This is a genomic window from Porphyromonas asaccharolytica DSM 20707 (assembly GCF_000212375.1).
GTDB lineage: Bacteria > Bacteroidota > Bacteroidia > Bacteroidales > Porphyromonadaceae > Porphyromonas > Porphyromonas asaccharolytica.
In genome coordinates, this window is record NC_015501.1 from 1,980,065 (window position 1) to 1,997,794 (window position 17,730).

Here is a 17,730-nt window from a genome sequence, read left to right on the forward strand (position 1 = left end):
GTACCCGCCCAGTAAAACTTAAATCAAAGCAATATGAAGATCAACGAAAAAATGGCCGCTATGGTCAATGCTCAAGTCAACGAAGAGTTTCACGCAGCATACCTTTACCTCGCTATGTCTTTTCAAATGGAGGAAGAGGGGTACAATGGATTCGCCCACTGGTTCCTTCAGCAGTATCACGAGGAGATCGAGCATGCCCTAGAGATAGCGCACTACCTACAGGCACGCTCTGGACAGCCACATATCACAGGCATACCTGAGATGTCACAGCACTTTGGTACGCCCATCGAGCTCTTTGAGGCTGCATACAAGCATGAGTGCCATGTGACGGAGCTAATACACAACATATACAAAGAGGCTCTAGAGACGAGTGACTACGCTACTAGCTCTTTCTTTAAGCGCTACATAGATGAGCAGGTCGAGGAGGAGAACAGCGTACTCGGTATCATCGATCAGCTACGCATGGCTGGCGAGAAGGGTATCTATCTCGTCAACGCACACCTCTCTAAGAGACAATAGATAGAGCAAGACTATGCGATGAGACATAGTCCTCAAGGAATGTAATATAAAACGGAATAGCCACGTGGAGATTTGACATTGCCCACGTGGCTATTTTTGATTTCCTACGTAAGGACGAATCATTTCCTCCGAAGTTTCGTTTGATTCCTCCGAAGTTTCATTTCATTCCTACGTAGGCATTTTTAATTTGCCACGTGGAGATTTGAGAATTTCCACGTGGGGGGCTACCCCCTTCTAAAGCAAAATCTATCGTGCCCTGAAAGATCTTGTCTGTCACGTGTCACCTCTACACCCACCTCAACATAGGAATTAGCCGCCATTAGCCCATTTTTTCTTTAGATTGGTCTAGATGGTTGCAAAGACAAAAGTTTTTTGTACCTTTGCACTCACGAAGGCGTTAGCAGAGCAATCTGTACGACCTCGGGGGCAGTTACCAGAGTGGCCAAATGGGGCTGACTGTAACTCAGCTGGCGCAAGCCTACGGTGGTTCGAATCCATCACTGCCCACGATGAGGTTTACGTCTTCAAGCGACTAAGTCTGCAAGCCGTCAATAGGCTATGGATAGATAAAGTCGCATAGTATGCGGAAGTAGCTCAGTTGATAGAGCATCAGCCTTCCAAGCTGAGGGTCGCGGGTTTGAGCCCCGTCTTCCGCTCCAAGTAGATAAACAATTGATAGAGCGGCACTTGTCGCTCTATTTTCGTATCATAGGGTAACACCTTGTAGGGACGCTCGGCTCATGCATCCATTACATCAAACCGACACGAATAATGTTGTATCAAACCGAGACGTGTAACCCTTTGTAGGGACGCTCGGTCGAGCGTCTGTTGTCGAACGACAAGATGCGTATTGACACCATAATCTTTGATACAACGGACGCACGAGCCGTGCGTCCCTACAGATCGAGGTTACAGCGTTTGATGAATGGAATTGTCGTGCTGACGTAGCTTGTGTAGGGGCGGACCTACGTGTCCGCCCGCAAAATAGACTGCGCTCAGGTGAGGACGGGCGGACACACAGGTCCGCCCCTACGGTGGGAGCCCCCACCCCGACGAGCGGTTCACCCGAAGAGAAGTCGACCGAGCTTGCGAAACGAGAAAAAACTTCGCATTTTACTTGCATATGAACTTAGAAAGCAGCGGATTACTCGTCTCGCTCCGATGGAGACGGACGCACCGACGGTATGCGTCCGTTGTCGAACGACAAGATGCGTATTGACACCATAATCTTTGATACAACGGACGCACGAGCCGTGCGTCCCTACAGCGGGTTACTCGTCTCGCTCCGATGGAGACGGACGCACCGACGGTATGCGTCCGTTGTCGAACGACAAGACGCGTATTGACACCATAATCTTTGATACAACGGACGCACGAGCCGTGCGTCCCTACAGCGGGTTACTCGCTTCGCTTCGATGGAGACGGACGCCCTTCCACATACACTTGTCGCGCGAATGAATCTTTGCGCTATACTATTCCAAACGTGTAAACCTATCCATAGCTAAAGTACTAGCCCCCCCCCCCACTTTACTACAGACTCCTTTTTATGCCACGCTCTCGATGAAGTGTCTTCACAGAGAGTCTATAAAAAGAGAGGAGGGAGCTACATCTCTTTTAGTAGCACCCTCCTCATTATTAAGTGATAGAGTCTATTGCTTAGCGCAACGTGTCTCTTTTAGTTATCTCGCTTAGGTCTTGCTGAGTATGATATATTCAGAGCATCAGCACGACGTAGCTCTTGCTTGATATCTGCTATGATTTTCATCTTGGTAGAGGCATCGCCCTTGATAGAGATGGTCATCAGCTTGCGACGCTCATCCTGTATCTGAGCCTCTTGATCCTTGACAAAGCCATAAACAGCAGAGGCATCCGTAGTAATCTGGTCATTGAGCTGAATAGCTGGCGCTGTACCAAACTTAGACTGGAGCTCAGGTATAGGCTTGCCTACGTAGATAAAGGATACAAGGGACTTCTCCTCCAACTTGGTTAGCTCTGTCGCTGTGGGGAGATTCTGAAAGGCTACCTTCGGAGTGACCTCTCGAATACTCGTCACCATCATGATGAAAAACAGAAAGGCAAAAATCAAGTCTGGCAATGAGGATGTATTCAGCTCAGGCATCGTACGCCCTCCAGCTTGTTTGAACTTACCCATAATAATGCGCTATAAGTTGAAGATTAGGAGTTGAGTGGCATCTCAGAGATGTGCATCGGATAGCAGTCGACTACCACCTTCTGCTTGTCTGGTGTAAGGTCATTGTACGGCTGACCATACTCCTTCTGAGCGACGATATCCCATACCTCATTGTAAGCACGAAGTAGCTCGTTCTGTACGTCGATATACATCTGATAGCTGGTCTCGACCTCGTTCTTGAGCGAGATAGCATACGAAGATATCGTCACGAGTCGATCTCCTAGTCCTGCGATGTAGCGAGTCTCCTTCTCTGGGAGATGCGGCAAATCTTGAGGGTTAAGGATAAACTCGACAGTACGATCTTTAAGCCTATCAAGAGGTACGATAGCCATATCGTCACGTCCTGACGCATCTTTTTTGATGATAGCTATCTGATCCGAGCGGTTCACAAGGATACGAAGTACGTTACGATCACGTATCTCAATATCTTGGTGCTGCTGCTCGGGGGGAACCAACGGCGGTAGGCGCCTCTTTAGTCCCTGATCGGTGTCCATTGAAGTAGTAATCAAGAAGAAGATCAGAAGAATAAAAGAGATGTCGGCCATGGATGACCCATTGATACTGGGTACCTTCTTTTTAGTTTTAGACATTGCTCTTTACTGATATGTTTGATTACTTACTTGGCAAGACGCTTGCGGATGCCACCCCAGATGACACCTACGATGATAAGAGCCACGAGCGTGTATGCAGTGTAGATACACATATCGATGGTCTTAAGCCACCCTGGAGTGTTGTATTGTGCTGAATCCTCGTTGACAGACATAGGGGTACCATCGCCTATAGCATAGGTGATAGCAAGTATGACTATCAATAGGATGAAGACTAAGAGGCTCTGAAGAGCTCTCTTAGGATTAGCGCGGAATCCTTGTATCAAAGAGATAATCGAGAATGCAAGGGTCGCAATAAGCGTCAGCGCTACAAGCGCATAGCCCCAATACAAGACTAAATCTGTATTGGCATAGACCTTATTGCCCGAAGCATCTAGCTCGACTCCCCCGACGAAGAACGCAAGGCAGACCGCAACGGAGACTACTAAGAGTACTAGTAGTGTCCAGCTAGAGATCTTACGAATTTTGGTTACTGCCATGGTTGCGTATTACTTATGGAGGTTGTACTTGATAGCAAAGTCAACTAGCGTGATTGAAGCATCCTCCATACGATTGAGGATAGACTCAACCTTAGATAGGATGTAATTGTAGAAGACCTGTAGGATCATGGCGACGATCAGACCACCGATGGTCGTGATTAGAGCCACCTTCATACCACCAGCGACGACCGTCGGGCTGATATCACCTACCTTCTCAATCTTATCGAATGCCATGACCATACCAACGACGGTACCAAGGAATCCGAGTGAAGGAGCAATAGCGATGAAGAGGGTAATCCAAGAGAGGTTCTTCTCAAGAAGTCCACCCTGTACACCTCCGTAGGAGACGATAGAACGCTCGACAACGTCGATGCCCTGATCAAAGCGCATGAGTGCTTGGTATGCGATGGAAGCAACAGGACCGCGTGTGTTGCGTGCGATCTCCTTAGCTCCGTTCATGTCACCGCGGTTGAGAGCCTCCTCGAGCTTGCGTAGGAATGCCTCGTAGTTATTGTCTGCTAGGTTGAGGTAGATGATACGCTCTAGGCAGAGAACAAGACCGAGGATCAAGACGAGTGCGATGAGTGCCATAAAGTCAGCACCACCCTCGATGAACTTGGTCTTAAGAGCCTGGTGGAAAGACTGATCAGCGGTAGCATCTTGCTCCATGACAGCCTCCATGTCGACTTCGACAGCCTCTTCAACGGGAGTAGGTGTCACCTGCTCTGTAGTTGCAGAGTCTACAGCATCTGCGGTAGCCTCCTGTGCGTAGGTCATCTGTGTGAGGCCCAGTGTGAGTAGAGCCATGCATGATAACGTTGCAAATAACTTTTTCATTGCGATAGTTGTGTTAGTTGATTATTTCTAGTTTGATTGTTATTACTGCGGAGAGAGAGGGATTCGAACCCTCGAAACGCTTTCGACGTTTACACGCTTTCCAGGCGTGCCTCTTCAGCCACTCGAGCATCTCTCCTTATGGGACTATTCTTCTTGTTCTTTCCTACTATGTTTGCTTGTTCTTTCCAGCTATGTGTCTCAGTAAATCGGTTCTCTTGATCCGTTTAGTAGTGCAAATCTAAAGAATTTTGGCGACTTAGCACGCATCTAGACCTTTGATCTCTCTTTTCTCAACCTAATCGAGGGATCGTTGCGATCCTCTCATCATCTAGGACTAAGCGATTAAGTCTAAGGAAAAGAGTCGTATAGCGTTACTTGTCGTATGCTCTGCCAGGCTCTCTAGTGAGATGCCAATCTGATCTGCGACATAGCTAGCTGTATGAACTAAATATGCTGGCTCATTGCGCTTCCCCCGCTGGGGAATAGGAGCCAAATAGGGTGCGTCTGTCTCTAGTAACATCTTGTCTAGAGGGATCTGAGACAGTAGTCGAGCGGTGCGAGACCGCTTATAGGTTACGTTGCCATTGACCCCTATCATCATCAGTGGCAAGTGATCCAATATGCGCTGCAGCTGTGTCTCTTCGCCTTCGAAGCAGTGAAAAACTCCACGGAGCTTCTCGGGAGCGAAGTGAGAGGTCAAGAGGTCGATTGTCTCGTCCAGGGCTGACCGTACATGTAGTATCACCGGTAGATCTAGCTCTGTAGCCCATCCGACCTGCTCGATGAGAGCTTTCTGCTGCTCGTCAACGTAGGTACGATCCCAGTAGAAGTCTAGTCCGACCTCCCCTATCGCTACGATTGCCTCACTAGACTCAGCTATGTATTGGCGTAGCTGACGTAGCTGCTCTGCGTAGTCTGTCTCCACGGAGGTGGGGTGCAGTCCTAGAGCCATCGCTGTACGATCAGGATAGGTGTGGTGCGTCTCGACTAGTAGAGGGAGTGACGTGAGATCTACATTGGGCATAACCATATAGCCTACCCCCGCCTGACCGGCTGCTGAGATGACCGCCTCTCTATCAGAGTCATACTCGACACCATATATATGTGTGTGGGTATCTATCAGCATATCCCTGTCCTACCTCTACCAAAGGGAAGCTCTCCCTTTCGCTACAAGCTTGCTAGTCCTTCGCTAAGGACTAAGCATTTAAGTGTTGCGCTCAGCTATTTTGGATACAAAAGCTCGCAACTGCGTAGCCTCTCTACCCAAAGCGGATTCCAAAGCGTCTAGTGCCTTCTGCGCCTCTGCTAAGTAGTCTCGCACGAGTGCCTGCACTTGGGTAGCTATGTCCATCTCGTCATATAGAGTCTTGACTGCAGAGATCTTCTCTTCAGCCTGCTCGTTAGATCTACGCATCGTCTCTGTGAGTGCTTGTCGCTGAGCTTGAGAAGCGGTTGCATAGGCGAGTGTATGGAGGATAGTCTTCTTGCCCTCTAGGATGTCACCTCCGAGAGGCTTGCCAAAGGTCTCGCTATCTCCGTATAGATCTAAGTAGTCATCTTGAAGCTGAAAGGCTAACCCGAGGTTCCACCCAAAAGCGTAAGAGGACTCGAGCTCTGTAACACTCCCCTTAGAGAGGATAGCTCCAAAGCGCGTTGCCGTGGCTATCAAGACCGCTGTCTTATAGCCGATCATCTCTAAGTATTGCTCCTTAGAGACATAGTCTAGCTGCTCATACTCTAGGTCTAACTGCTGACCCTCCATGATGAGCGTAGCCATCTTATTAAAGTTCTGTATCAGATCAGGGAGCATCTCAGGAGAGACACCTTCTGTAAGCATCTGATAAGCTAGAATTAGCATAGCATCTCCCGAGAGGATGGCAGGTGTCAGTCCATACTTAGCATAGACCGACGGCTTGCCACGTCGCACGGGGGAATTGTCCATCACATCATCATGTAGTAGCGTGAAGTTGTGAAAGACCTCTAGAGCTACTATAGGAGATGCTGCCAAGGGCGCCTCAGGACGTAAGTACGCCTGCATCAAGAGAGCCAAGACAGGACGCACACGCTTAGCCCCCTCTTGCTCCAGCGTATACCGTATCGGAGCGTAAAGAGCTTGAGGAGTGCGCTTATCTAGCATCAGACTCTGCAGCGTATCCTGCACTATCTGACGACAAGCTTTCAGGTCTTTGGCTTCTAATGAATGAGACATCCCTTTTCAGTCAGTATGAAGATGGTATAAATGCCTAGCTAGACTAGCAGTATAGGGAGACATCAATACCATCTCATCGTAATTATATGTTACACCTTAACCAATGGTAAAGGCGATAGGAAGTGTGAAGTAAGAGCGTACGGGCTTACCACGCTGCTTACCTGGCGTCCACTTAGGCATAGACTTAAGCACACGGATAGCCTCTTTGTCTAGTGCCGGGTCTACCTTGCGTGCTACAATTACATCTCCGATAGAGCCGTCCTTCTCCACGACGAAGCGGAGCACGACCTTGCCCTGTATGTTGTTGTCTAGAGCACTCTGTGGATACTCGATGTGATTAGCAATCCACTTAAGCATTGAGGGGATATCTCCCATGGGTGGTACGGCGGGATTCTCGACGATCTCGAAGATCTGATCCTCAGGCTCCTCGACGGTCTGTACAGGCTGTACAATAACGGGTGGCGGTGGTAGCTCACGATCTTGGTCTACAGAGACAATTGAAATCTTAGCAACCTCCTTATTATCGTCCACAACCTTAAATTCCTCAGGTAGTGCTACCTCTACGACCTCCTGTGGAGCCTCAGGTTCTGGTTCAGGTTGCTCTTCTTGCTGCTCATTGATGATGAGCGCATCCTCCATATCAGCGATATTGAGTGCGGTCGTTTCATCTGCACTATCGTCCTTTGTAGAGGTCCACTCTAGAGCGGTATAAAGGATACCTAGAGCTAAGACGAAACCTATAGCCAACGATAAGGGTATCGTCCTTCTTAGGTCTGCTTGGGGTGATTTCTTGATTTCCATATAGCGAGTTATCTTATTTCTTCGGTGTGAAGGGTAGTTCTTTTGGAGCGCGCTATCAAGTAAAGCCAGCTCTCTCGGCACAAATGTACGAAGATTTTTGTGAGTAGCCTACACCTTCTAGTTAAGTCTTCACTAAAAGGTACGATGTCACACACCAAAAGCCCCCCTTCTCCGATGGATAAGTTACTTCTTAATGTTCGGCAACTCAAGACCGTAGCCCTTCTTCTTATCTGCTGCCTTAAGGAGTATAGCCGTTATGAGAGCTACTACACCAAATGCAGTAAAGACGAGCATAGCCTGGAAGTAGTCCTTAGGCTGTCCAGGAGCTACGTTTTGGTTGTTAGCATCGAGGATAGCACCGATGAGCATAGGTACAGCCATCAGACCGATGTTCTGAATCCAGAAGATAGCTGAGTAAGCGGAGCCTAGCACCTTACCTGGGATAATCTTAGGTACAGAAGGCCACAGAGCAGCTGGAACTAGAGAGAAGGAGATACCTAGTACTACGATTGCTATGATAGCGATCGTAGCCGCCAGCCCATGAGATACCGTGCTGAATGGGAAGAAAGCGAACGTACCATGGCAGACAATCATCAGGATAGCTCCAATTATAAGCATCGTCGCACCCTTACCACGAGCATCTAGGTAGAAGCCCAAGATTGGGGTTATAACCATAGCACCTACTGGGAAGAGACTAAAGATCTTAGCAGCTACATCAGCCTCAAAGCCTACGTTGCTCACAAGCATCTCAGTAGCAAACTTCTGGAAGGGGAAGATAGCTGAGTAATAGAGCACGCAGAGGATCGCAACGATCCAAAACATCGAATTGCCAAAGACATGGCCGAGGTCTCTAAACTTAAAGGGCTCCTCCTCCTCTTGCTCTATAGCAGCGTGAGCTGCTTCTAGCTGATGGTCGAGCTTTCTATCCATAAAGAAGTAAACGACGTAAAGGAGTAGTGCTACTACAAGGAGACAGGTGCCAAAGAAGACAGACGCACGTACAGTACCATACTGCTCAGCGATCATCGGTGATAGCCAAAAAACAGCAAAGACACCTAGACGAGCTACTGCCATCTCAATACCCATTGCTAGAGCCATCTCCTTGCCCTCAAACCACTTAACGATCGATCGAGAGACCGTCACGCCTCCCATCTCTGTACCGCAGCCGAAGAGCGCAAAGCCCACACAAGCTAGCTTTGCAGAGGCTGGCATAGCTGGCCAGAAGCTATTGAAGAAGTTATACCCGAAGCCTCCTGCATTAAACGAGGGACTCAGTGCGTACAGCTTGATCAAAGCTCCGATCACCATCAGAGAGCCTGATAGGAGGAATGTAAAGCGTACACCCATCTTGTCTAGAATGATACCAGCGAAGATGAGGAAGAAGAAGAATACGTTGATAAAGAACTCACTACCTCCATAGGTGCCGAAGACGGTGGAGTTCCAGTTGAGCTCGGACTCAACCATCGTTTTGACAGGTGAGAGGATGTCCACAAACATGTAGGCAAAGAACATCGTGAGTGCGACTAGTGCCAGTGCTAGCCATCTCATCCCTGCGTTGTCTCGCAGGGTCTTTAGTTGCATAGTTTCAGTCATTACTTTATGTAGTATGTTTAGTTTGTTGATGCGTATTTATAGATAGAGCGTCTAGCCCTCCATAGGGACTGGACGCTCTTTTTGTATCAATGGATAGCTCTTGAGTAGCTCGGCAACAATGAAGTTGCTACCACCGACGAAGATCAAGTCACCGGCATTGGCGAGTGCCACGACCTCTCGCAGAGCCTCCTCTACCGAGGGATAGGCTCTTCCCCTTAGACCGATAGCCTCAGCTCGTTGCTGTAGCTCCTCGGCGGGTAGTGTACGCTGTGATGCCGTCGTGCAGAAGTAATAACGAGCCGATGAGGGCAGGAGTGCCAGATTGGTATCTATATCCTTGTCGGCACTCATACCTATTATTATATATAGGTGATCATAGGACTCCTCTTCGAGCTGATGAGCTACGACAGCGATCCCAGCGGGATTGTGAGCCGTGTCGCAGACGATATGTGGATCTGTCGAGAGCGTCTCCCAGCGACCACGCAGTCCCGAGAGCTTGTATAGCTCAGCAAAGCCTCGTGCCACCACCTCATGAGTGAGTGGTGTGTCGAGTACTTTGTCATCCAAGATGCGTAATGCCGTCAAGACGGTATGCGCATTTTCCAGCTGCGCATCACCCGAGAGCGGAGTCTCTATGAGACCATAGTCGACGGTGTCTAGTCGCATACCAGGGTGTAGCTCATCGTATCGCTTGATCGTGTGCTCATCTTCGCAGAACGTAATCGGTGCATGACGCTCGTCAGCCACCTGCTCAAAGAGCTCACGTACAGAGCCTCCAGCATTCCCAATGACTGCATGGACGCCCTCCTTGATGATCCCCGCCTTCTCATAGGCAATTGCTTCAAGCGTATTACCGAGATACTGCGTATGGTCGATACTTATGTTAGTTATGATCGAGAGCTTAGGCAGTATCACATTGGTACTGTCTAGTCGTCCTCCTAGCCCCACCTCAATGACAGCATAGTCCACATCATGGGTGTGGAAATGCTCAAACGCCATCAAGGTCGTGTACTCAAAGAATGAGGGTCCGACAGACTCAATCAGGGGACGCGTCCGCTCGACAAAAGCGACCACCTCCTCCTCGGAGATCATCTCGCCATTGATCCGTATGCGCTCACGAAAGTCCACTAGGTGTGGCGAGGTAAAGAGTCCCACCTTGTAGCCTGCAGCTGTCAGCACAGAAGCTATGAGCGAGGTAGTCGAGCCCTTACCATTTGTACCGCCCACATGGATGGTACGTATGTATCGCTGAGGATTGCCTATAGCCTCGCACATCTGCTGCATACGCTCTAGGCCAGGCTTATAGGCATCGTCCCCTTGGTTTTGGTAGCAAGGGGTCGCTTGGTAGAGATAGTCTACCGTTTCTTTATAGTTCATTGTTGAGCTTGCGCATGATGGTCTGTGAGCGGTCAGGCCCTACAGATATGATCGAGATAGGTACTCGTAGCTGTGCCTCTAGGAAGGCTACATAGTGACGGAAAGCGTCTGGTAGATCTTGCTCCGAGCGACAGCCATCTAGCGGTGTCTGCCATCCTGGGAGCTCCTGGTAGATAGGCTCTATGTCTGCCTCGAGGGAGTACGGCATATTCTTGTACTCCTTATCTCCTATGCGGTAGGCGACACAAGCCTTGATCGTAGAGAGCGTATCGAGCACATCACTCTTCATCATGATCAGATGAGTCACGCCACTGAGCATAATCGTGTAGCGCAGGGCTACAAGGTCTATCCAGCCGCAGCGACGAGGACGACCCGTGACTGCGCCAAACTCATGGCCTCGATCTGCCATCATATGCCCCACCTCATCTTGTAGCTCTGTGGGGAAGGGACCTGACCCAACACGTGTACAGTATGCCTTGAAGATACCATAGACGCGACCTATCGCCTTGGGCGAGATGCCAAGACCGATACAGCACCCGGCACTCACCGTGTTACTGCTCGTCACAAAGGGGTAGGTACCAAAGTCCACATCTAGTAGCGAGCCCTGAGCGCCTTCAGCAAGGACGTTCAGTCCCTCCTCTAGGGCTTCATTGACAAGGATCTCACTGTCTACAAACTGGTAGCCCTTGAGGTACTCAATGGCTTGGTAGAAGGCCTCCTCCATCTCAGGTAGCTTAGAGAGGTCAGCACCCATCTTCTGCAATAGATCCACGTGACGATCCCGTACAGCCTTGTAGCGGGTCGCGAAGTCTCGCTCGATATCACCGACACGCAGTCCCGTACGAGCCACTTTGTCCGTATAGCAGGGTCCTATACCCTTGCCTGTGGTACCAATCTTAGCAGCGCCCTTAGAGAGCTCCTGAGCAGCATCTAGCAGACGATGCGTCGGGAGGATCAGGTGTGCCTTGCGGGATATGACTAGCCGCTTCTTGATGTTATGACCGCTCTGCGCCAACTGCTCAGCCTCCTCACGTAGCAGGACGGGGTCGAGTACGACACCATTGCCGATCAGGTTGAGCTTGTTGCCCTGAAAAATACCTGAGGGGATCGAACGCAATACGTAGCGCTGTCCCTCAAACTCCAGTGTATGCCCTGCATTAGGACCTCCTTGAAAGCGTGCTACCATCTGATAGCCTGGGGTTAGGACGTCAACGATTTTGCCTTTGCCCTCATCGCCCCATTGTAGTCCGAGTAGGACGTCTACCTTTTTCTTGTTCATATCTTAATATATCTCTATCAGTCAGCGGTTTGAGGTGGCTTTTTGTAGCCCACTCGATTGAGTCGCCGACTTCTTATTATTCGTTTTAGCAGTCTCACGCTCGCAGCGCTGGCATAGCCCGTAGAAGATCAGCAGCGGCTGCGCCAGACGATATCGATGCATCGTAGTATGACGTAGCGCCTTAAGACGTCGAGGCTGTCTATAGAGCACCTCAGCGCCACAGCAACGACAGCGACAGACAGCATAAAGACTAGCCTGCTCACTCGTGAGGTAATGCGCCTCACTCGACTGCGGAAGCTGTACGATCAGACCCGCCTCAGCTAGCAGACGCACCGTACTATAGACCGTGCCTCGGCTCTGGCGATAGCCCCCCTCCTTAAGCTGAGCCATCAGCTCCTCGGTCGTAAAGATACGACGTTGCTGACTGACCACCTGGGCGATCTCTACTCGCTCAGAAGTCAGCTGATAGCCGTGCTGCTTGAGAAAGGCCTTAAAAGGCGACACCAAATCCGACATCATACTGCGCCACTCTCCTATCGTAGGAGACGCGACATACTACCATTTTACTGCGTTACACATTCGTGAGTACCACCACTTCTGTCGTAGCCCCACAGCGAGACGCGTCACCACTTCGTGCGACACGCTCCACGGCAACCCTCTTCACGTCACTGCGCCTCTAACTAGAGAGCAGCGAGTGTAGCAGGATCTGACCGATGTCGCAAAGTTATACAAATTACTTTACTTACGCCACCTCTCGGCCATCCCCGCTCCGCAAAGCCCACGAGCAGCGACCTCTCTAACCTCTAACATCTAATCTCTAACATCTAATCTCTAATATCTAAAAAAAGGCGTCGCCTTTTTTTCTCTAGTGCCTTACCACCACGCGGTAAGTCTCGCCCGCTACACAGACTAGGTAACCCCCGTCCGCATAGGGCGTCAAGTCAATTTGCAGCGAGCCACGACTATCCGCACGACCCGCATAGAGTCGCTCGCCCGTCATGCTGCGCAGCGTTACCTCGCTGGCAGGTGCTACACCCTCCACGATGACATAGTAAGTCGCTGGGTTCGGGTAGAGCTTCACCTGCTGCGTGACGGTCCTCTCCACGCCTGTGTGATCCACAAACGTCGCCTTGATAGTCACATTGTTCGTCACGACCACCTTCATCGTAGCAAGGATGTCCACACCATTGGCTGTGAGTGCCGTCAGCTTATAGCCCTCATCAGGGGAGGCTTCTATGGTCAGCTCGGTACCGTATGCGACTATATTAAGGTCGCTAGTGCCCGTGATCGTAACGGTACCTCCACGAGTTGACTCATCAGTTACAACAAAAGTAGGTTTGTCTGCTCCTGCATAGTCGTACCATATGTCGTAATAACGGCCACGCTTAAACTGAGTCTTCCAACCTTTAGCTTTGGCGGTCGCTACATGATCCGAGAGACAGACGTTTCCTTCACGCTTACTCGTCTCATTAAACACTCTAAAGAGTCCCACGCCTTTACCTTGTAAGTCAGGCAAGCTATTGACCAGCTTAGTCATCTCACGCTCCTTAATCTGATTGATATCGCAAATCAGGGAGTCAATGCGAGGACAGCCTGATAGATCTATTTCTCTCAGGAGGTTGTCACTGCAGTTAAGCGTTGTCAAACCTTTTTGATCTGACAGGTCTAAGCTAGTCAGCTGATTTCTGGAGCTATTAAGCTCTGTCAAAGAGGTACATCCAGACAAGTCCAAGCTGTCCACATAATTTATACTACAGTTCAGCTTGGTCAGGGAGGTACATCCTGATACCTTCAGGCTGGTCAGCATATTGTTGTTGCACTCAAGCGTCGTCAGGGAGGTACAACCTGAGACATCCAAGCTGGTCAATCTCTCAAGCTTCCATTCGAACTCCTTGAGCGATCTACAGTTAGAGAGATTTATACTCGTCAGCGGATTCACATTGCAGTGAAGGATTGTCAAGGCGGTACAGCCCGATGCGTCCAAGCTAGTTAGTTGACTTCTAGAGCAGTAGAGCTCTGCCAAAGCGGTACATCCCGAAAGATTTAAGCTAGTCAGCTGCCCCCAACCACAACTCAGCTTGGTCAAGGCAGTACAGCCCGATACGTCTAAGCTAGTCAAGTTGCCTTCGCTCCAAGTAAACTCCGTTAGCGACGTGCAATTGGAGAGATTTAGACTTGTTAGCGGATTCCTAGTGCAGTCCAGCTTGGTCAAAGCCGTACAGCCCGAGAGATCTAGGCTGGTCAGTTGATTGCTAGAGCATTTAAGCTCCGTCAGTGCGGTACAGGCCGACACATTCAAGCAAGTTAGCTTACCACTGGTCACAGACAACTTCTTTAACGATCTACAGTTAGAGAGATCTACACTTACCAGCGGATTTCTAGTGCAGTCAAGCCATGTCAAGGCCGTACAGCCTGACACGTTCAAGGTGGTTAGCTGATTACTATTGCAGGCAAGCCCTGTCAAGGTGGTACAGCCTGACACGTTCAAGGTGGTTAGCTGATTGCTTTGGCAGGCAAGCGTTGTCAAGGAGGGACAGCTTGACACGTCCATGCTGGTCAACTGATTATAATTGCAGTTAAGCGTTGTCAAGGAGAGACAGCTTGACACATCCAAGCTGGTCAACTGATTGGTTTCGCAATTGAGCGTTGTCAAGGAAGGCACGTTTGACAAGTCTAGGCTAGTTAGCTGATTCCACTGGCACTCAAGCTTTATCAAGGCTGTACAGCCCGAGACGTTCAAGCTGGTCAGCTCATTCAGGAAACATCCGAGCTCTGTCAAAGCGGTAGAACCCGATACATCCAAGCTAGTCAGTGGGTTTTTCTGGCAGTGAATAGTGGTCAAAGAGGTACAGCCCGACAGCTTCAAGCTGTCCAACTTATTGAAGGCGCAGTCAAGCGTAGTCACATCGCCTCTTATGACGACCGTCTGGCTAGTGAGTGTATAGGATCTCTTAAACTCGTCTATCCGAGGAGCCTCTTGAACTCCCTCGATGGTGACATTACCTTTTGCCTCAATGCCCAGTCCGATTTTCTCTCCGACAGCTTTGGAGGTGGTTAAGGTGATAACACCTTCGGCGAGGAGGGAGCTGCTCGCGAGGAGTGTGCCGAGAAAGGCGAAGATCCAGATACGAAGCTGTTTGCCCATAGTGTAGCTAGAGATTAGAGGTTAGAGGTTAGAAGTGGGGGAAGCTGTGAGGGCTCTGCCGTGCGAAGTTATACCTTTATTGGGAATTAAGCAAGAGATGGGGAGTTAGAGGTTAGAGATTAGACGAGTAACTGGTGTAGGGCCGCTCGGTCGAGCGTCCGTCCCCGTTAAAACCCTGACGCCGTTTTGCTTTGACACAACGGACGCCCTCCCACTAGACACTTCCGTGCATCCCTACGGGTTACTTGTCTCGCTTTGACACAACAAATGCACGACCATGCGTCCATACAAAGGGATACTCGTCTCGTGAACCCTTATAAATCGTTACACGTCCTCTCTAATCTCTAACCTCTAATCTCTAAAAAAGGGCTAACCGCTAGTTGGTTCGCCCCTTTTTTGATTCTAGTGCCTTACCACCACTCGGTAAGTCTCGCCCGCTACACAGACTAGGTAAACCCCGTCCGCATAGGGCGTCAAGTCAATCTGTAGCGAGCCACGACTATCCGCACGACCCGCATAGAGCCGCTCGCCCGTCATGCTGTGCAGCGTTACCTCGCTGGCAGGTGCTACACCCTCCACGATGACATAGTCAGTCGCTGGATTCGGGTAGAGCTTCACCTGCTGCTTGACGGCCCTCTCCACGCCTGTGTGATCCTCAAAGGTCGCCTTGATAGTCACATTGTTCGTCACGACCACCTTCATCGTAGTAAGGATGTCCACACCATTGGCTGTGAGTGCCGTCAGCTTATAGCCCTCATCAGGGGTGGCTTCTATGGTCAGCTCGGTACCGTATGCGACTATATTAAGGTCGCTAGTGCCCGTGATCGTAACGGTACCTCCACGAGTTGACTCATCAGTTACAACAAAAGTAGGTTTGTCTGCTCCTGCATAGTCGTACCATATGTCGTAATAACGGCCACGCTTAAACTGAGTCTTCCAACCTTTAGCTTTGGCGGTCGCTACATGATCCGAGAGACAGACGTTTCCTTCACGCTTACTCGTCTCATTAAACACTCTAAAGAGTCCCACGCCTTTACCTTGTAAGTCAGGCAAGCTATTGACCAGCTTAGTCATCTCACGCTCCTTAATCTGATTGATATCGCAAATCAGGGAGTCAATGCGAGGACAGCCTGATAGATCTATTTCTCTCAGGAGGTTGTCACTGCAGTTAAGAGTTGTCAAGGCAGTACAGCCCGACATGTCCAGGCGGTCCACATAATTCATGCTACAGTCCAGCTTGGTCAGGGAGGTACAGCCCGAGAGCTTGAGGCTGGTCAGCCTATTGTTGTTGCACGCAAGTGTCGTCAGGGAGGCACAGCCCGAGACATCCAGGCTGGTCAGTTGATCGTTGTTGCACGCAAGTGTCGTCAGGGAGGTACAGTCCGAGACATCCAAGCTGGTCAATCTTTTAAGTTTCCAGGAGAACTCCTTGAGCGATCTACAGTTAGAGAGATTTATACTCGTCAGCGGATTCTTATTGCAGAGAAGGATTGTCAAGGCGATACAGCCCGACGCATCCAAGTTGGTTAACTGATTAAATTCGCAGTTTAGCGTTGTCAAGGAAGGCGTATTTGACAAGCCCAGGCTGGTTAGCTTATTCCTCTGACACTCAAGCTTCTTCAAGGCAGTACAGCCCGACACGTCTAAGCTAGTCAAGTTGCCTTCGCGCCAAGTAAACTCCGTTAGCGATCTACAATTAGAGAGGTTTATACTTGTTAGCGGATTTCTAGTGCAGTCCAGCTTGGTCAGAGCGGTACAGCCCGAAAGATCTAGGCTGGTCAGTTGATTGTCATCGCATGCAAGCCTTGTCAGTGCGGTACAGCCCGACACTTTCAAGCTAGTTAGCTTGCCATTACTCACGACAGCTCCCTTTAGCGATCTACAATTAGAGAAATCTACACTTATCAGCGGATTATCCCAGCACGTAAGTGCTCTCAAGGCGGTACAGCCTGACAAGTTCAAGGTGGTCAGCCTGTTGCTAGAGCAGTCAAGCGTTGTCAAGGCGGTACAGCCTGACACATTTAAGCTGGTCAATCGATTTACAGAGCATATAAGATCTGCCAAGGCGGTACAGCTCGACACATCCAAGCTAGTTAACTGATTGAATTCGAAGTTGAGCGTTGTCAAGGAAGGCTTGTCTGACAAGTCCAGGCTAGTTAGCTGATTCCACTGGCACTCAAGCTTCTTCAAGGCAGTACAGCCCGACATCTTCAAGCTGGTCAAGTGAGTCCCAGAGCATATAAGCTCTGTCAAGGCGGTACAGCCCGAGACGTCCAAGCTATCCAGTAGGTTTTGCTGGCAATGAATTGTAGTCAAAGAGGTACAACCCGACACCTCCAAATTGGTCACTATATTGTAAGAGCAGTCAATCGCAGTCACATCGCCTCGGATGGTCACCGTATGGCCAGTGAGGGTATAGGGTTTCCTTAATTCGTCTAGCCTAGGAGCCTCTTGAACCCCTTCTATGGTAATATCGCCATTTGCCTGAATGGTCAGATAGATTGTCTCGCCGGATGATTGAGTCGTGGTTAGGGTGATGACCCCTTCGGCGAGGAGGGAGCTGGAAGCGAGGAGCGTGCTGAGGAGGACGAAGAGCCAGATGCGTAGTTGCTTGCTCATAGTGTAGCTAGAGATTAGAGGTTAGTGTTTCGTTGTAGCGTGGTGGGGAGCTGTGATGGCTCTGCCGAATGAA

The 17,730-nt window shown here is 49.9% G+C and carries 14 protein-coding genes and 3 tRNA genes; 3 read left to right on the plus strand and 14 right to left on the minus strand.

Annotated features, from left to right (window positions below):
* Positions 1-33 precede the first annotated feature (33 nt).
* The 3 genes from PORAS_RS07745 to PORAS_RS07755 all read left to right on the plus strand — a co-directional run bounded on the left by PORAS_RS07745 (position 34) and on the right by PORAS_RS07755 (position 1,178).
* Complete coding sequence (locus PORAS_RS07745) at positions 34-519, plus strand: ferritin (protein WP_013760822.1); 486 nt, start codon at positions 34-36, stop codon at positions 517-519.
* Positions 520-943: 424 nt separating this feature from the next.
* Positions 944-1,026: transfer RNA gene (locus tag PORAS_RS07750), tRNA-Tyr, on the plus strand.
* 76 nt (positions 1,027-1,102) lie between these two features.
* Positions 1,103-1,178, plus strand: a tRNA-Gly gene (locus PORAS_RS07755).
* 1,016 nt (positions 1,179-2,194) lie between these two features.
* Here PORAS_RS07755 and PORAS_RS07760 read toward each other — a convergent pair.
* The 14 genes from PORAS_RS07760 to PORAS_RS07825 form a co-directional block, all read right to left on the minus strand.
* Positions 2,195-2,671, minus strand: a complete 477-nt coding sequence (locus PORAS_RS07760; RefSeq protein WP_004331409.1) for an ExbD/TolR family protein — start codon at positions 2,669-2,671, stop codon at positions 2,195-2,197.
* A gap of 23 nt (positions 2,672-2,694) precedes the next feature.
* On the minus strand, positions 2,695-3,300 hold the full coding sequence (locus PORAS_RS07765; protein WP_013760823.1) for an ExbD/TolR family protein: 606 nt from the start codon (positions 3,298-3,300) through the stop codon (positions 2,695-2,697).
* Between the two features lie 26 nt (positions 3,301-3,326).
* Complete coding sequence (locus PORAS_RS07770) at positions 3,327-3,797, minus strand: hypothetical protein (RefSeq protein WP_004331418.1); 471 nt, start codon at positions 3,795-3,797, stop codon at positions 3,327-3,329.
* 9 nt (positions 3,798-3,806) lie between these two features.
* A complete protein-coding gene (locus tag PORAS_RS07775; RefSeq protein WP_013760824.1) occupies positions 3,807-4,634 on the minus strand; it encodes a MotA/TolQ/ExbB proton channel family protein in 828 nt (275 codons plus the stop codon).
* A 48-nt stretch (positions 4,635-4,682) separates the two neighbouring features.
* A tRNA-Ser gene (locus PORAS_RS07780) sits at positions 4,683-4,770 on the minus strand.
* A gap of 198 nt (positions 4,771-4,968) precedes the next feature.
* Entirely contained in the window at positions 4,969-5,760 is a 792-nt protein-coding gene (locus tag PORAS_RS07785) for a TatD family hydrolase (RefSeq protein ID WP_013760825.1), read from the minus strand.
* 78 nt (positions 5,761-5,838) lie between these two features.
* Positions 5,839-6,843 (minus strand): polyprenyl synthetase family protein, encoded by a 1,005-nt coding sequence (locus PORAS_RS07790; protein ID WP_013760826.1) that lies wholly within the window; start codon positions 6,841-6,843, stop codon positions 5,839-5,841.
* A 96-nt stretch (positions 6,844-6,939) separates the two neighbouring features.
* Positions 6,940-7,644 (minus strand): energy transducer TonB, encoded by a 705-nt coding sequence (locus PORAS_RS07795; RefSeq protein ID WP_013760827.1) that lies wholly within the window; start codon positions 7,642-7,644, stop codon positions 6,940-6,942.
* A gap of 183 nt (positions 7,645-7,827) precedes the next feature.
* Positions 7,828-9,237 carry an MFS transporter gene (locus PORAS_RS07800; RefSeq protein WP_174258529.1) on the minus strand — a complete coding sequence of 470 codons (1,410 nt, stop codon included), beginning with the start codon at positions 9,235-9,237 and terminating at the stop codon, positions 7,828-7,830.
* A gap of 51 nt (positions 9,238-9,288) precedes the next feature.
* Positions 9,289-10,614, minus strand: a complete 1,326-nt coding sequence (locus tag PORAS_RS07805; protein WP_013760828.1) for a bifunctional folylpolyglutamate synthase/dihydrofolate synthase — start codon at positions 10,612-10,614, stop codon at positions 9,289-9,291.
* Positions 10,604-11,893 carry an adenylosuccinate synthase gene (locus tag PORAS_RS07810; protein ID WP_013760829.1) on the minus strand — a complete coding sequence of 430 codons (1,290 nt, stop codon included), beginning with the start codon at positions 11,891-11,893 and terminating at the stop codon, positions 10,604-10,606. Before PORAS_RS07810 ends, PORAS_RS07805 begins: the two co-directional genes overlap by 11 nt.
* A gap of 21 nt (positions 11,894-11,914) precedes the next feature.
* Entirely contained in the window at positions 11,915-12,412 is a 498-nt protein-coding gene (locus PORAS_RS07815) for a Fur family transcriptional regulator (RefSeq protein ID WP_013760830.1), read from the minus strand.
* A gap of 346 nt (positions 12,413-12,758) precedes the next feature.
* Entirely contained in the window at positions 12,759-15,038 is a 2,280-nt protein-coding gene (locus PORAS_RS07820; protein ID WP_013760831.1) for an InlB B-repeat-containing protein, read from the minus strand.
* A gap of 402 nt (positions 15,039-15,440) precedes the next feature.
* Complete coding sequence (locus tag PORAS_RS07825) at positions 15,441-17,657, minus strand: InlB B-repeat-containing protein (protein WP_013760832.1); 2,217 nt, start codon at positions 17,655-17,657, stop codon at positions 15,441-15,443.
* Between the last annotated feature and the right edge of the window lie 73 nt (positions 17,658-17,730).

Excerpts from the sequence above, each read along its gene's own strand:
- PORAS_RS07745 (WP_013760822.1), top strand. The coding sequence starts at position 34 with ATGAAGATCAACGAAAAAATGGCCGCTATGGTCAATGCTCAAGTCAAC.
- PORAS_RS07760 (WP_004331409.1), bottom strand. The coding sequence starts at position 2,671 with ATGGGTAAGTTCAAACAAGCTGGAGGGCGTACGATGCCTGAGCTGAAT.
- PORAS_RS07765 (WP_013760823.1), bottom strand. The coding sequence starts at position 3,300 with ATGTCTAAAACTAAAAAGAAGGTACCCAGTATCAATGGGTCATCCATG.
- PORAS_RS07770 (WP_004331418.1), bottom strand. The coding sequence starts at position 3,797 with ATGGCAGTAACCAAAATTCGTAAGATCTCTAGCTGGACACTACTAGTA.
- PORAS_RS07775 (WP_013760824.1), bottom strand. The coding sequence starts at position 4,634 with ATGAAAAAGTTATTTGCAACGTTATCATGCATGGCTCTACTCACACTG.
- PORAS_RS07785 (WP_013760825.1), bottom strand. The coding sequence starts at position 5,760 with ATGCTGATAGATACCCACACACATATATATGGTGTCGAGTATGACTCT.
- PORAS_RS07790 (WP_013760826.1), bottom strand. The coding sequence starts at position 6,843 with ATGTCTCATTCATTAGAAGCCAAAGACCTGAAAGCTTGTCGTCAGATA.
- PORAS_RS07795 (WP_013760827.1), bottom strand. The coding sequence starts at position 7,644 with ATGGAAATCAAGAAATCACCCCAAGCAGACCTAAGAAGGACGATACCC.
- PORAS_RS07800 (WP_174258529.1), bottom strand. The coding sequence starts at position 9,237 with ATGACTGAAACTATGCAACTAAAGACCCTGCGAGACAACGCAGGGATG.
- PORAS_RS07805 (WP_013760828.1), bottom strand. The coding sequence starts at position 10,614 with ATGAACTATAAAGAAACGGTAGACTATCTCTACCAAGCGACCCCTTGC.
- PORAS_RS07810 (WP_013760829.1), bottom strand. The coding sequence starts at position 11,893 with ATGAACAAGAAAAAGGTAGACGTCCTACTCGGACTACAATGGGGCGAT.
- PORAS_RS07815 (WP_013760830.1), bottom strand. The coding sequence starts at position 12,412 with ATGATGTCGGATTTGGTGTCGCCTTTTAAGGCCTTTCTCAAGCAGCAC.
- PORAS_RS07820 (WP_013760831.1), bottom strand. The coding sequence starts at position 15,038 with ATGGGCAAACAGCTTCGTATCTGGATCTTCGCCTTTCTCGGCACACTC.
- PORAS_RS07825 (WP_013760832.1), bottom strand. The coding sequence starts at position 17,657 with ATGAGCAAGCAACTACGCATCTGGCTCTTCGTCCTCCTCAGCACGCTC.